Here is a 14,223-nt window from a genome sequence, read left to right as displayed (position 1 = left end):
GAAAAAATGTTTTTTGATTTTGATAGTGTTGAATATTATTCATTGAATAAAAGTAAAGAAGTAGAAATGGATAATAATCATAGTAAAGGTATTGACAATACTATTGAAGATAAGATTTTTTTCGATGACTATCCTGAGAAAGTTAATAGTGATGTTTTTATTAAAACAATTAATTCTGATGGGTTTTCTAAATTTGAATTATCTCAAAAAGACGTTGAGTATTTAAGAAATGATATTTTTTTGGAGAAATCTTATTTAAAGATGTTTGAATACGTATATGCTTGTGCACCTGAATATAGGGATATTTTAATTTTTAAAAAGAATGAAGAAATTTCAGGAGTAGCTAAAATCTGTCTTTCCTGTAGTCAGTTTTATCTGATTAGTTCTAAAAAGGAAATTAAGACAGATAACTTTGGAACAGAAGAAGAATATAAATCATTGGAAAAACTATTCAACAAATATAAAAAGGATAAAAACTGATAGTGTTTTAAAGCATCAGTTTTATAAATAAGAGCATAATAAAAAAGTAATAATTATCATATTTCTAAAAAGAAGCAAGCGTTACTTTTGACGAAATTTTTAAAAATAAATTAAAAGCTTAAAGCCTAGAGCTTAAAGCCTAAAGCAAAAAACATGAAAGGCGTATTATTAGTAAATTTAGGATCTCCAGAAAGCCCGGAACCAAAAGATGTAAAACCATATTTAGACGAATTTTTAATGGATAAATACGTAATCGACGTTCCGTATTTATTGAGAGCATTATTGGTTCGCGGTATTATTTTAAGAAAAAGACCGGAAGAATCAGCGCATGCTTACGCAAAAATTTGGTGGGAAGAAGGTTCTCCATTAGTTGTTCTTTCAGAAAGAATGCAAAAAAAGGTTCAGCCTCTTGTAAATGTTCCTGTTTCTTTAGCAATGCGTTACGGAAGCATGACGATTGAAAAAGGACTTCAGGAATTAAGTGATAAAGGAGTTACAGATGTAATGCTTTTTCCTTTATATCCACAATATGCAATGGCTTCTACTTTGACTATTTTAGTAAAGGCAGAAGAAATACGCAAAAAGAAATTCCCTCACATCACTTTTACAGATGTTCCGGCATTTTACAATAAACCTGATTACATCAAAAATTTAGCCGACTCGATCCAAAAACATTTAGTTGGTTTTGATTATGATCATTTATTGTTTTCGTATCACGGAATTCCAGAACGCCATATTCGTAAAACCGATGTGACGAAATCACACTGTAAAATTGACGGTTCTTGTTGTAACACACCTTCGCCAGCGCATGATTTCTGTTACCGTCACCAATGTTACGAAACAACAAGACAAGTCGTAAAACTATTAGGACTTCCTGCAGATAAATACAGTTTGACATTTCAATCGCGTTTAGCGGGAGACAAATGGTTAGAACCTTATACTGATGTTGAAATTGATAACATGCCGGCAAAAGGAATCAAGAAATTAGCGGTTGTAACACCAGCTTTCGTTTCGGATTGTTTAGAAACTTTAGAGGAAATCGCAATGCGTGCCAAAGAAGATTTTGAAGCAAACGGAGGCGAAGAGTTTTTGGCAATACCTTGTTTGAATGACGACGACGAGTGGTGCCAGACAGTTGGAAATTGGATTAACGATTGGGCGAAATAGAAGATAGAAAATAGAAAATAGAATAAAGAGTAAAGAAAAAAGACTTTATGATGGAGTACTACAATTACTTAAAATCACTACATCTTATATTTGTAATCACTTGGTTTGCAGGTTTGTTTTATATAGTGCGTTTGTTTGTGTATCAAATTGAAGCCAGTGAAAAACCGTCTCCCGAAAAGGAGATTTTACAGGCACAGTACAAAATAATGGCCTACCGTTTGTGGTACATTATTACATGGCCGTCAGCAGTTTTGGCGAGTATTTTTGCTTTTTGGATGCTGTTTTTTACAGATTTGGGTAACGCCTGGCTTAAAATGCCCTGGATGCACGTAAAATTGTGTTTTGTTTTTTTACTTTATCTGTATCATTTAAAATGCCATCAAATTTTTAAACAATTACAAAACGATGAGGTGAAATATTCCAATAACTTCATGCGTTTATGGAATGAAGGTGCTACCATCATACTATTTGCAGTAGTTTTTTTAGTAGTTTTAAAAAGTGCCATCAACTGGATTTTTGGCGTGATCGGAATCATTTTATTCTCAGTTCTGATCATGTTGGGATTTAGATTTTATAAAAGAATAAGAGAAAAAAAGTAATTAGTAAAAAGTGATTAGTAATTAGTTTTTAAACTTTTACTATTCACTAATAACTCTTCACTAATAACTAAATATGTTTAACAACTTCAAAATGTCGATGCTTTCGCTGCGTGTCAGGATTTTCCTGTCGATGATTGTATTGATTGTTGTGGCATCGTTTTTATTGGCTTCTATTTCGATTATTCAGTTTAAAAACGAAGCAAAAGAGTACCATCAGGAGCGTCTCGAGCGTAAAGAAAATGCAGTAAAAGAGCATATTAATTATGTGCTTTCTACCACAACATATCCTTTAAAAACGGCCAACCTGGATTTAATTTTTAAAGATAAAATTCACGAACTGGCTCAGATTCATAAAATCGAAATCAATATTTACAGTCTTGACGGGAAACTACTGAAATCCTCAAAGGAGTCTTTTGCTGTTGATAAAGTAGCGCCGCCAATTCCGGAATATATCCTGAAATTAGTGCGGTCTTCGATCGAAAAACGTTTTGTAGATATTAAAACGATTGATGGCGTTAAAAACAGATCGTCTTACAGTTTGATTAAAGATGAAAAGTTCAAGCCTCTCGGAATTCTGAATCTCCCATATTTAGAAGACGACGGCTATTACGACAATGAGCTGAATACCTTTTTGATTCGTTTAAGTCAGGTGTATTCCTTTATGCTGATTGTCGCTTTTGGATTGGCTTATTTTTTATCGACGTATATTACAAAATCACTAAAAACAATTTCGGATAAACTGGAAGAAACGAATCTGGACCAGAAAAACGAAAAGATCGTTTTAGAAGCAAACAGCAAAGAGGTTAACTTTTTGATCAAGGCTTATAACGGAATGGTTGACAAACTGGAAACCAGTGCCATAAAACTAGCCCAAAGTGAACGTGAAGAAGCCTGGCGTGAAATGGCAAAACAGGTAGCACACGAAATTAAAAATCCGCTTACCCCGATGCGATTAACGGTGCAGAGTTTTCAACGCAAGTTTGACCCCACTGCACCAGATGTAAAGCAAAAGCTAAATGATTATTCAGAGACTTTAATTCAGCAAATCGATACCATGACAGCGGTGGCCTCAGCATTCTCGAACTTTGCTTCGATGCCGGCACAACAAAATGAAACCTTAAACGTGGTTGAGGTTGTTGAGCTTGCGTTAGATATTTTCAATGAAGATTATATCGTTTTTGAAAGTGAAGAGGAGGAAATTATCTCCAAGATGGATCGTACACAATTGATACGGGTTATCACCAATCTTGTTAAAAATGCGACACAGGCAATCCCGGAAAGCCAATTTCATAAATCGATTGTAGTTACAGTAAAACGCATAGACGACGATGTCGAAATTGCGGTAAAAGATAACGGAATCGGAATTCAGAAACAGGATATCAGTAGAATCTTTGAACCAAAGTTTACTACGAAAACAAGCGGGATGGGGTTGGGGCTCGGAATTATCAAAAACATTATCGAAAATTACAAAGGAACAATTACCTTTGAATCAACTTACGGAAAAGGAACTACATTTAGGGTTTCTTTACCGATAACAAACTCATAAAATAAGTATCATGAACTACGAAAATCTTTTAATCTCAATCGAAGAAAAAATTGCAACCGTAACCATCAATAGACCTACCAAATTAAATGCATTAAACAAAGCCACTATCAGTGATTTAAGTAAAGCAGTGAAACTGTTAGGTAAAAATGATGATGTTCGTGTTATCATTATCACAGGAAGTGGCGAGAAAGCATTTGTAGCAGGAGCCGATATTTCAGAATTTGCCAATTATACCATTGTAGAAGGAGCACAATTAGCTGCTGAAGGACAGGAAACATTATTTGATTTGATTGAAAATCTGAAAAAACCTGTAATTGCAGCTGTTAACGGTTTTGCTCTTGGTGGAGGACTTGAACTGGCCATGGCATGTCATTTTAGAGTAGCTTCGGACAATGCAAAAATGGGATTGCCGGAAGTAACTTTAGGATTGATTCCAGGTTATGGAGGAACACAGCGCCTGCCACAGTTAGTTGGAAAAGGACGTGCGATGGAAATGATTATGACTGCCGCTATGATTTCTGCAGAAGAGGCCAAACAATACGGTTTAGTGAATCATGTAGTACCACAAGCAGAGCTCTTGGATTTTACTACCGGAATTGCTCAAAAAATTATTAAAAATGCACCATTTGCAATTGCTAAAGCCATAAAAGCTATCAATGCAAACTATACTGATGGTAAAAATGGTTTTGATACTGAGATCAAATCATTCGGAAAATGTTTCGGAACTCAGGATTTCAAAGAAGGAACAACGGCCTTTTTAGAAAAACGTAAAGCTGAATTTACCGGAAAATAAATTTTTTCATAACCGCTAAGGTCGCGAGGGTTTACGCAAGGTTCGCCAAGTTTTTAATTTTTCTTGTGTCCTTTGCGTAAATCTTGGCGAACTTTGCGGTAAAAGACTTAGAACCTTAGCATCCCAGAACCTTAGAATCTTTAAAAAATGTACGAACCAATATTTGCCCTTTTTTGTGAACGAGTTAAAGAAAGCATCCAGGCGGGAACTTTCGCAAAATTGACTTTGGCCAAAACAATGGGCGACACCGAGATTAAGAATATTTATTTTCGTTTAGTTTTAAATGAAGACAATACCTTCTCTGTTTCATTAACTACTCGTTACAAAACAGAAGAAATTGAAACTATTCATACTCTGGATGAAGCTTTATTGGTTTTAGGTACCTATATCAAAAAGCCATTTCTGACGGCACTTCTGTTTACAACAGTTAATGATGTTACTTTTAAAGTAAATAAAAAGAATGCAGGAAGCATCATTGAACAGGAACCTACTTTTAAGAACGCATCGCTGGTTATGCTGGAGATGATTGAGAAAGGTATTGTTTAAAAAGTAAGTTATGGATGAACTTAGAGGGATATTATGGAGACAATTTGGAGCTGTAATAGACATGCTCGAAAGTTCTATTTTAGTTTGTCCTGAGCTTTTTTGGGACAAGAAAGATTTTTGGTATTCCGTTTATCATACGATTTTTTGGATGGATTATTATTCGTCTACAGAACCCGATACCTTTTCTCCACCTGAACCATTTTCTTTATCAGAGTTTGATCCACAAGGAATTTTACCTGACAGAATCTACTTAAAAGAAGAATTACTTGACTATTTGGAGTATTCTCGAAAAAAGATTTTCTATTTAATTGAAGGATTAAACGAAGAAACCTCAAAAGAAAGATTCATTACCTCAAATAAGAATTACAACCGAATAGAGATGATTTTATACAACATGAGGCATGTACAGCATCATGTTGGTCAGTTGAATTTGCTCCTGAGACAAAATGTTGATGTTGCAGGAAAATGGGTTTCACAGTCCGATAAGAAATACAGTTGATTCGATCATTTTAAAAAGTAAATTTTTCAGTAAAAAGCTAAAATTTCACCATATAGCAAGATACGGATTAATGTGAAAATTAGGTAATTAGATAATTGAAAATTAAGCATCTAATTTTCTCATTATCTAATGATAAACCATTGTCTTTGTGTTTATGGATCAATGGATTAAAAATAATTTCGCGAATATTTGTTGTTTTTCAGGAAGTAATAATTTAAAGAGAGTCATAGGTTCGTTCCTAGTTTTGTAGGGACGGATTTTAATCCGTCCAAACCATAAATTACCCACAAGATTCAGAGCCGTAGGCTCGGTCTATTTAATTAAGGTCTGGAAAAACCTTTATAAACCAAATACAACAAGCCTTTAAACCAGCTTTACAAACAAATTAGAGGCAATTTTATTCGAAATGGATAATTCCCGTCCATCAACCTTAATTTTAACAGATAAATCAAACGATTCTTTCGACAAGAATTCAATTTTTGATCCCAAAGCAATTCCCTGTTTGTCCAGGTACTTTAAGAACTCTGAGGAAGTATCTTTTACGCCTACACAAACTCCGGTTTGGTATTCTGTCAACTCGGAAAGCAATTGTTTTTCGATTTTAACGATTCGTCCATTGGCATCGGGAATAGGATCTCCGTGCGGATCTTCGGTAGGATTTCCCAGAAAATCATCCAGGCGGTTAATGAGTTGCTCGGATTTGATGTGCTCCAGTTGTTCGGCAATATCATGAACTTCATCCCAGGAGAAGTTTAGTTTTTCGACTAAAAACACTTCCCATAAACGGTGTTTCCTAACAATCATTTTGGCGGCAAGTTTCCCGTTTTCGGTCAATGAAACTCCTTGATACTTTTTGTAATTCACCAAATCTTTCTCAGATAATTTTTTAAGCATATCCGTGACTGATGAAGCTTTGGTTTCCATCATTTCGGCAATAGCATTCGTACTGACCTCAGTATCGTTCGAAGCTGTAAGGTGGTATATGGATTTAAGATAGTTTTCTTCTGAAAAAGTCATTTTTTTTGAGGTTCTAAGGTTCTGAGGTTCTGAGTAGCTAAGTTAAAGGACTCTAAAAGAAAACCTGAGAACCTTAGCAGCTTAGAACCTCAGCCACTTTATTTAACAATTAGCAAAGGTATAGAAATTTTATGTCTCAATTTATCTACGGTTGTGCCAAACAAAATATCTTTTAGGCCGGTGTGGCCGTGGGTTCCCATCACCAGAATATCAAAATTACCCACATTGATGATGTTCGGAATCACACTGTTCGGTTTTCCGAAACCAAGTTCGGTTTTGATTTTGAAACCTTTTAAGGAGAGCATCTGCTGATACTCTGACAATAATTTTTCATCAATAGTAGTCTCATGATCGTCGACATTACCTCCGTACATCAAAGCTCCAACCGTTTCAACAATGTGAATTAAGGTATATTGTGCATCAATTCCGCCCAGTTCAAAGGCATTGTTGAGTGCAGCTTCATCGGCCTTAGAAAAATCGACTGAGATTGCGATGTTTTTCTTGCCGTAATTTTCCTTTGGTGTATAAACTAGTTTTAAATGATGTGGTGAATGATTTTCGATATTCGATTTTACTCTGGCGACAAATGGTTTGAATATGATATAAAGCAGTAATGCAAGGAATCCAAAGGCAAGTGGAACAACTGTAAGCCAGAGAATCGTCGGATGATTTGAACTTTCTAGCCATGATGTGATTTCGTCATACACCAGTTTTGCATTTAAGGTTACGATAATCGAAGCAATAATCCACGCAGCGACTTGTGTAGTTTTAGAAATATGAAATCCTTTCATTTTGGTTTTATCGCTCACAAAATGAATTAGCGGAATAATAGCAAAACCCAGTTGCAAACTTAGAATGACCTGGCTAAGAATCAATAGTTTTCCGGTTACGCTTTCTCCATAAATTAAAATCACCACAACGGCTGGCACAATAGCAATTAGTCGTGTTATAATTCTGCGTACCCAAGGCTGGATGCGTAAATTCAAATAACCCTCCATTACAATTTGTCCGGCTAAAGTTCCGGTTATCGTGGAACTTTGTCCGGCTGCAATTAAGGCGACAGCAAATAAAACAGGAGCCCATTTTGTTCCCAGTAAGGGTTCCAGGAATTTGTGCGCATCCTGAATTTCAGCCACTTCAAACATTCCGTTTTTATAAAAGGTGGCGGCTGCCAGAATCAAAATGGCGGCGTTTACAAAAAAGGCAAGGTTTAGGGCGATGGTCGAATCTATAAAGTTGTATTTCAGCGCCTGTTTAATTCCGGCGGGAGTTCTGTCGAATTTTCGGGTTTGTACCAGTGAAGAATGCAAGTATAAATTGTGGGGCATGACCGTTGCACCAATAATTCCAATCGCGATATACAAAGCAGCAGAACTTGGAATTGAAGGTACTAAGCCATAAATAACTTTATCCAGCTCTGGTTCGGCAAAAATCATTTCGAATATAAAAGAAAATCCTATGATTGCTACGAGTACAATAATAAAAGCCTCCATTTTTCGGATTCCTTTGTTGATTAGGAATAATAACAAGAAAGTGTCTAATACTGTGATTAAAACTCCTTCGATCAACGGAATGTCAAAAAGAAGATTAATTCCGATCGCCATCCCAAGAACTTCGGCAAGATCACAGGCCGCAATGGCGATTTCGGCTAAAAAATATAAAATGTAATTGATGAATTTAGAATAGGTCTCTCGCGATGCCTGGGCCAAATCACGTTGTGTCACGATTCCCAGTCTTGCGCTTAAGCTCTGAAGTAACAGAGCCATTAAATTACTCATCAGCAAAACCCAAAGTAAAGAATATCCAAACTGACTACCTCCGGCGATGTCTGTCGCCCAGTTTCCGGGATCCATGTAGCCTACACTTACGAGGTATGCTGGACCTAAAAATGCTAATATTTTTCTGAAACCTGTTTTTTTATGCTGTGTTGCAACCGATTGGTGAACTTCTTCTAAAGATTTGGTCATTGTAAAAATGTTGTTTGAACAAATATAGGGATAAATGATGTTCGCACAACAATATTTTTAGACAAGTCTAAAACTTAAATGTTTGAATTCAAACAATTCGGACATAATCCTGACAAGGTGAAGTTTATATCATTTACTTTATAATTGTGCGGAATAATGTAACTCGGTTTTACATTTTCCAGACAAGTTACCTCTAAACATTTTTCACAGCTGAAATGAGCGTGGTTATGAATGTGTACTCTTTGCGCATGATGATGGCATTTCGCATATTTTACAGTCCCGTCCAGATTTACGATTTTATGTATAATATCATCATTTACCAGTCGGTCTAAAATTCTGTAGATCGTCACGCGATCGCATAAATCATCAATTTGTTTGTGAATTTCTGTATGAGACAAGGCGGTCTTAGATTTGTCAAAAATCTCGAGAACGGCTGTTTTTGCTGCTGTATTTCTTGTTGTTTTCATTTTCAAAGCATTAAAAAATATTAATGCAACAATGTTGCATTTGAAATAAAGTTATATATTTGCAACAAAATTGCATTAAGCAAATGTACTGAAAATGAAGAAAACAACGACACCTTTTTACGATATATTAGGAATCTCAAGTGCTACCATTTGTTTGGTTCATTGTCTCGTATTTCCGCTTCTTACTATTTTGCCTTTGGGCTTAAGTCACAATCCGTTTATCGATTTGACCTTTGCTTCCTTAGGTTTAGTTGCAGTTCTCAAAATTATTAAAAAATCAAGTCTTTTAGTAGCTACAACTTTGATTTTATCGATGTCCCTTATTTGGATTAGTATTCTGAGTGAAATTATATTGGATATTCATCTGGATCTGATTTTCGTAGGTGGCATCGGAATGATTATCGGACATCTGCTGAATTATAAAAACCATAAACACGCTTAAAAATGAAAAAACTACCCGTAACCGTATTAAGCGGATTTCTTGGCGCAGGAAAAACGACACTCCTGAATCACATCCTTCACAACAAAGAAGGATTGAAAGTTGCTGTGATTGTTAATGACATGAGTGAAATTAATATTGATGCGCAACTCGTAAAGAACGAACACACCTTATCCAGAACGGAGGAAAAATTGGTCGAAATGACTAATGGTTGTATTTGCTGTACTCTGCGGGAAGATTTGATGCTTGAAGTCGAAAAACTCGCAAAAGAAGACAGGTTTGATTATTTACTTATCGAAAGTACCGGGATTAGCGAACCCATTCCGGTGGCCCAAACGTTCTCGTTTGTGAATGAAGAGGAGAATATTGATTTGTCCAGGTTTAGTTTTATCGATACGATGGTTACCGTTGTGGATAGTTTTAACTTTTTTAAAGATTTCGGTTCCGCTAAAACATTGCAGGAGCAAAACGTGTCCAATATTGAAAATGACAATCGAACAATAGTCAATCTTTTGGTAGATCAGGTAGAATTTGCGAATGTAATTGTTCTGAATAAAACAGATCTTATTAGTGAAAAATCACTAGAGTTTCTGAGCGCTTTTATAAAAAAAATTAATCCTGTGGCGAAAATAATTAATTCGGTTTCAGGGAAAGTAAATCCAAACGAAATTATAAATACAGCATTATTCAATTATGAAGAGGCTGAAAATTCAGCGGGTTGGATTAGGGAGTTAGAAGGAATTCATACACCCGAAACAGAGGAGTACGGAATTAATTCGTTTGTGTTTAGAGATCCGCGACCTTTTCATCCCAATCGATTGTGGAATTTTATTACATCAGATTTTCCTACGGACATCATTCGGAGCAAGGGGCTATTGTGGCTGGCTTCCCGACCGGAACAAGCCATAAACTGGAGCCAGGCCGGCGGATCGATGAAAGCCGAAGGAGCCGGAGTATGGTGGGCGAGTATGCCGCTAAGCGAACGAATGACTTTTAATAATTTTGTTGAATTTCAGGATATTATTGAAGAAAGATGGACTTCTAATTTTGGTGACAGACTCAACGAACTTGTTTTTATTGGTCAGAAAATGAAAGAGACTGAAATTCTCAGCGAACTGAAAAAATGTCTTTGTACAGCAGATGAGATTGTAGATTTTCAGGATGGTTTCTTTCCAAAAAACGATCTTTTTCCAATACCAAGAACTTCTTAAAGATAGAAAAGAATGATACACAACAATACATATGAGGTTATAATTATTGGAGGCAGTTATAGCGGGCTTTCAGCAGCAATGAGTTTGGGGCGTTCCTTACGACAGGTTTTGGTTATCGATAGTGGTTTGCCTTGTAACCGACAAACGCCGAATTCCCATAATTTTATAACACATGATGGGGAGAAACCCGCAGTTATTTCAGCGAAAGCTTTAATGCAAGTTGACTTTTACGATACCGTTCACTTTTATAACGGATTGGCAATTAAAACAGTTGAGGCGGGAGAAGGATTTGAAATTGAAACACAATCGGGAGATGTGTTCATTTCTAAAAAGATATTATTCGCTACGGGAGTAAGAGACCTTCTTCCTAAAATTGATGGTTTTGAAGAATGTTGGGGGATTTCGATTTTACATTGTCCGTATTGTCATGGGTATGAGGTTAAAAAAGAGAAAACGGCGATTATTGCCAATGGAGATTTGGGTTTTGAGTATGCTAAACTCATCTCAAACTGGACTACTGATTTAAGAATATTGACCAACGGAAAATCTGCTTTTACTTTAGAACAATCTAAGATTTTGCAAGAACATAAAATTCAAATTGTAGAGGATGAAATTGCAGTTGTAAAGCAAGAAAACGGATATGTTCAACATATTGTTTTTAAAAATCAATCCAAAATTGAAGTGAAAGCCATTTATTTCAGATCACCTTTTGAACAACACTGTCCGCTGCCGGGATCTTTAGGCTGCGAACTGACCGAACAAGGTCTGCTGAAAGTAGATGCACTTCAAAAAACTACAATTCCGGGAGTTTTTGCCAGTGGCGATTGCCATATTCAGGCAAGATCCGTTGCGATGGCTGTTTCTTCCGGATCTTTCGCAGGGGCATCAATCAATAAAGAACTCATTGACGAATCATTTGTCTAAATTATTTTTTAGTAAAAACATAGAGACGGAGTTGCTGTAGTTTGTCAAAAGGCATTTCATCTCACATTAAATTATAGGGTATGTCTCCGTTTGCAAGAGCAAAATTTGATTAATCTCCTTTAAAGAGGAAAGAGACTAACTCTTTTTTGATGTCAGTAAAACTCCCGCAAAATATTGAATTATAGTCTATTTTGAAAGTTTTTTGCTTTAGAAACAATATTTGTCAAATTTAATTTTTAGTTTTGTCTAAATTTAATTTTATAACAATGAAAAAACTATTTTTGATACTGCTTTTATTTTGTTTACAGTTTTCATTTGCTCAGGAAACCAGCTCTGTTTCGGGAATTATCTCCGGTGACGGTCATCAGTTACAGTTGGCAAACGTACATTTAGCAGGAACAAAATACAGAGCAGTTACGGATAGTTTGGGATATTACAACTTCGAAAATGTTCCGGTTGGAAATTATACACTTCAGGTTTCGCTGGTAGGTTTTCAGACTTTAAAAAAGAAGATTGATGTTACGAAGGACGCTGCTCAATCCTATGATTTTGAATTGGACGATACAGACAATCAATTGAATGAAGTGGTTGTTTCAGGGACCTTAAAAGCAGTAAAACGTCTGGAAAGTGCCGTTCCCGTTGAGGTTTATTCGCCGGTTTTCTTTAAAAGGAATCCAACACCCAGTATTTATGAAGCGCTTCAGAATATAAACGGAGTCAGACCGCAGCTAAATTGTGGGGTTTGTAATACTGGAGATATCCATATAAACGGTTTGGAAGGACCATATACTTTGGTTTTAATCGACGGGATGCCAATAGTTAGCAGTCTTTCGACAGTTTATGGATTGTCAGGAATTCCAAATTCTTTGGTTGAAAGAATAGAAATTGTAAAAGGGCCTGCTTCTTCTCTTTACGGAAGTGAGGCTGTGGGAGGATTAATCAATATTATTACCAAAAATCCAACGAATGCTCCGGTTTTTTCTGCGGATTACTTTACAACTACTTATTTTGAAAACAATCTTGATTTAGGAATGAAGTTTAATGCCGGAAAAAAAGCGACATCACTTATAGGGGTTAATTATTTCAACTACGATCAGGTTATCGATAAAGACAAAGATAATTTTACAGATGTGACACTTTCTAAAAGGATTTCTGTTTTTAATAAATGGAGCTTTCAACGCAATAATAATCGTCTTTTTACGATCGCAGCACGAGGTATGTATGAAGATCGCTGGGGTGGAGACGTTCGTTGGGAGAAAAAATACCGTGGTGGTGACGAAATTTACGGTGAAAGTATTTATACCAAAAGAGGAGAATTAATCGGAAGTTATCAATTGCCTTTTGAAGAGAAACTGATTCTTTCTTTCTCCGGAAACGTGCATTATCAGGACAGTCGTTACGGAACAACATCATATATCGCGAATCAAAAAATAGGTTTCCTGCAATTGACCTGGGATAAAAAGTTAGGGAGAAATGATTTCCTTGCCGGAATCGCGACTCGATATTCGTATTACAACGACAATACACCGGCAACAAAAGAGGCCGAAAGCACTTGGCTACCGGGAATTTTTGTTCAGGATGAGATCACGTTTTCGTCGAAGAGTCAGGTTTTACTGGGAGCACGATACGACTATAACTCCATTCACGGTTCTATCTTTACACCCAGATTTGCGTATCGTTTTAAGGCAAATGATAATACGATCTTCCGATTAAATGCCGGAACAGGATTTAGGGTTGTCAATTTGTTTACAGAAGATCATGCTGCCCTAACAGGATCGCGAGATGTTGTGATTCAGAATAATTTAAAACCGGAAAAATCGGTAAACGTAAACTTGAATTATATTCAGAAGATAAACTTTGACAGCGGTATTTTTATCGGAATTGAAACAACAGCTTTCTATACCCGCTTCAGCAATAAAATCATTTCAGATTATGAAACCGATCCCAATAAAATTATTTATGACAATATTGATGGTTACGCTATCAGTCAGGGAATCAGTACGAATGTTGATGTTAATTTCACTAATAGTTTAAAGTTTATCCTTGGAGCTACTGTCTTAGACAATAAAAATGTTCAAGACGGAATTTCACAAAGACCCTTTTTAACCGAAAGATTTACCGGAACCTGGAGTGTATCTTATAAAATAGAACCTTGGAATTTACTGTTGGATTATACAGGAAATGTTTACAGCCCAATGAAACTGCCATTATTGAACGAATACGATCCTAGAAATCCAAATTCGCCCTGGTACAGCATTCAGAACATTCAATTTAGCTATACAGGCTGGAAGAATTTCGAACTTTACGGAGGAGTAAAAAACCTATTGAACTTTACTCCAAAGCAGAATAATCCGTTTTTGATTTCGAGAACCAATGATCCGTTTGATAAAAATGTGCAGTACGATTCAGCGGGAAAAGTACTGGTTACACCTGATAATCCGTACGGTTTGACTTTTGATACCACTTATGTTTACGGACAAAACCAGACCATTCGAGGGTTTTTAGGATTGCGATACAATTTTAGGTAAATTTATGGGCCATAGATTTAAATCATGATGAGGGTTTTTT

The 14,223-nt window shown here is 36.1% G+C and carries 14 protein-coding genes; 11 read left to right on the top strand and 3 right to left on the bottom strand.

The window, feature by feature from the left end:
• The first annotated feature begins 6 nt into the window (after window positions 1-6).
• The 7 genes from FLA105534_RS02520 (at window position 7) to FLA105534_RS02490 (ending at window position 5,630) form a co-directional block, all read left to right on the top strand.
• A complete protein-coding gene (locus FLA105534_RS02520; protein WP_217427680.1) occupies window positions 7-480 on the top strand; it encodes a hypothetical protein in 474 nt (157 codons plus the stop codon).
• Between the two features lie 153 nt (window positions 481-633).
• Window positions 634-1,647, top strand: coding sequence for a ferrochelatase (gene hemH / locus FLA105534_RS02515; RefSeq protein WP_173964472.1), 1,014 nt, complete (start codon window positions 634-636; stop codon window positions 1,645-1,647).
• 50 nt (window positions 1,648-1,697) lie between these two features.
• Window positions 1,698-2,246, top strand: coding sequence for a CopD family protein (locus FLA105534_RS02510; RefSeq protein WP_173964540.1), 549 nt, complete (start codon window positions 1,698-1,700; stop codon window positions 2,244-2,246).
• 130 nt (window positions 2,247-2,376) lie between these two features.
• The gene (locus FLA105534_RS02505) at window positions 2,377-3,792 is read left to right on the top strand and encodes an ATP-binding protein (protein WP_017495829.1); all 1,416 of its coding nucleotides are present in this window, start codon (window positions 2,377-2,379) and stop codon (window positions 3,790-3,792) included.
• Window positions 3,793-3,802: 10 nt separating this feature from the next.
• Entirely contained in the window at window positions 3,803-4,585 is a 783-nt protein-coding gene (locus FLA105534_RS02500) for an enoyl-CoA hydratase/isomerase family protein (RefSeq protein WP_173964471.1), read from the top strand.
• Between the two features lie 147 nt (window positions 4,586-4,732).
• Complete coding sequence (locus tag FLA105534_RS02495) at window positions 4,733-5,131, top strand: hypothetical protein (RefSeq protein ID WP_173964470.1); 399 nt, start codon at window positions 4,733-4,735, stop codon at window positions 5,129-5,131.
• 10 nt (window positions 5,132-5,141) lie between these two features.
• Window positions 5,142-5,630, top strand: coding sequence for a DinB family protein (locus tag FLA105534_RS02490; RefSeq protein WP_173964469.1), 489 nt, complete (start codon window positions 5,142-5,144; stop codon window positions 5,628-5,630).
• Window positions 5,631-5,993: 363 nt separating this feature from the next.
• On the opposite strand, the gene FLA105534_RS02485 is transcribed toward FLA105534_RS02490, so the two are convergent.
• The 3 genes from FLA105534_RS02485 to FLA105534_RS02475 all read right to left on the bottom strand — a co-directional run bounded on the left by FLA105534_RS02485 (window position 5,994) and on the right by FLA105534_RS02475 (window position 9,081).
• Window positions 5,994-6,647 (bottom strand): metal-dependent transcriptional regulator, encoded by a 654-nt coding sequence (locus tag FLA105534_RS02485; RefSeq protein ID WP_173964468.1) that lies wholly within the window; start codon window positions 6,645-6,647, stop codon window positions 5,994-5,996.
• Between the two features lie 98 nt (window positions 6,648-6,745).
• Entirely contained in the window at window positions 6,746-8,614 is a 1,869-nt protein-coding gene (locus tag FLA105534_RS02480) for an Nramp family divalent metal transporter (RefSeq protein ID WP_173964467.1), read from the bottom strand.
• Between the two features lie 74 nt (window positions 8,615-8,688).
• Window positions 8,689-9,081: a Fur family transcriptional regulator gene (locus tag FLA105534_RS02475; RefSeq protein WP_173964466.1), complete on the bottom strand. Its 393-nt coding sequence runs from the start codon at window positions 9,079-9,081 to the stop codon at window positions 8,689-8,691.
• A 94-nt stretch (window positions 9,082-9,175) separates the two neighbouring features.
• Between FLA105534_RS02475 and FLA105534_RS02470 the strand changes: the two genes are divergently transcribed.
• From FLA105534_RS02470 to FLA105534_RS02455, 4 genes are all read left to right on the top strand, one after another.
• A complete protein-coding gene (locus tag FLA105534_RS02470; protein ID WP_173964465.1) occupies window positions 9,176-9,523 on the top strand; it encodes a MerC family mercury resistance protein in 348 nt (115 codons plus the stop codon).
• A gap of 2 nt (window positions 9,524-9,525) precedes the next feature.
• Complete coding sequence (locus FLA105534_RS02465; RefSeq protein ID WP_173964464.1) at window positions 9,526-10,731, top strand: GTP-binding protein; 1,206 nt, start codon at window positions 9,526-9,528, stop codon at window positions 10,729-10,731.
• 12 nt (window positions 10,732-10,743) lie between these two features.
• Window positions 10,744-11,655 carry an NAD(P)/FAD-dependent oxidoreductase gene (locus FLA105534_RS02460; protein WP_173964463.1) on the top strand — a complete coding sequence of 304 codons (912 nt, stop codon included), beginning with the start codon at window positions 10,744-10,746 and terminating at the stop codon, window positions 11,653-11,655.
• Between the two features lie 266 nt (window positions 11,656-11,921).
• A complete protein-coding gene (locus FLA105534_RS02455; protein ID WP_173964462.1) occupies window positions 11,922-14,183 on the top strand; it encodes a TonB-dependent receptor in 2,262 nt (753 codons plus the stop codon).
• Window positions 14,184-14,223: the final 40 nt, after the last annotated feature.

The organism is Flavobacterium collinsii (assembly GCF_902804485.1).
Lineage (GTDB): Bacteria > Bacteroidota > Bacteroidia > Flavobacteriales > Flavobacteriaceae > Flavobacterium > Flavobacterium collinsii.
The sequence above is the reverse complement of the archived record's forward strand: the minus strand, read 5'-3'. Positions and strand labels throughout refer to the sequence as shown.

What these genes read in the sequence shown, in the direction of transcription:
- FLA105534_RS02455 (WP_173964462.1), top strand. Translation starts at nt 11,922, where the DNA reads ATGAAAAAACTATTTTTGATACTGCTTTTATTTTGTTTACAGTTTTCA.
- FLA105534_RS02485 (WP_173964468.1), bottom strand. Translation starts at nt 6,647, where the DNA reads ATGACTTTTTCAGAAGAAAACTATCTTAAATCCATATACCACCTTACA.
- FLA105534_RS02495 (WP_173964470.1), top strand. Translation starts at nt 4,733, where the DNA reads ATGTACGAACCAATATTTGCCCTTTTTTGTGAACGAGTTAAAGAAAGC.
- FLA105534_RS02465 (WP_173964464.1), top strand. Translation starts at nt 9,526, where the DNA reads ATGAAAAAACTACCCGTAACCGTATTAAGCGGATTTCTTGGCGCAGGA.
- FLA105534_RS02490 (WP_173964469.1), top strand. Translation starts at nt 5,142, where the DNA reads ATGGATGAACTTAGAGGGATATTATGGAGACAATTTGGAGCTGTAATA.
- FLA105534_RS02470 (WP_173964465.1), top strand. Translation starts at nt 9,176, where the DNA reads ATGAAGAAAACAACGACACCTTTTTACGATATATTAGGAATCTCAAGT.
- FLA105534_RS02510 (WP_173964540.1), top strand. Translation starts at nt 1,698, where the DNA reads ATGGAGTACTACAATTACTTAAAATCACTACATCTTATATTTGTAATC.
- hemH (WP_173964472.1), top strand. Translation starts at nt 634, where the DNA reads ATGAAAGGCGTATTATTAGTAAATTTAGGATCTCCAGAAAGCCCGGAA.
- FLA105534_RS02475 (WP_173964466.1), bottom strand. Translation starts at nt 9,081, where the DNA reads ATGAAAACAACAAGAAATACAGCAGCAAAAACAGCCGTTCTCGAGATT.
- FLA105534_RS02480 (WP_173964467.1), bottom strand. Translation starts at nt 8,614, where the DNA reads ATGACCAAATCTTTAGAAGAAGTTCACCAATCGGTTGCAACACAGCAT.
- FLA105534_RS02500 (WP_173964471.1), top strand. Translation starts at nt 3,803, where the DNA reads ATGAACTACGAAAATCTTTTAATCTCAATCGAAGAAAAAATTGCAACC.
- FLA105534_RS02460 (WP_173964463.1), top strand. Translation starts at nt 10,744, where the DNA reads ATGATACACAACAATACATATGAGGTTATAATTATTGGAGGCAGTTAT.
- FLA105534_RS02505 (WP_017495829.1), top strand. Translation starts at nt 2,377, where the DNA reads ATGATTGTATTGATTGTTGTGGCATCGTTTTTATTGGCTTCTATTTCG.
- FLA105534_RS02520 (WP_217427680.1), top strand. Translation starts at nt 7, where the DNA reads ATGTTTTTTGATTTTGATAGTGTTGAATATTATTCATTGAATAAAAGT.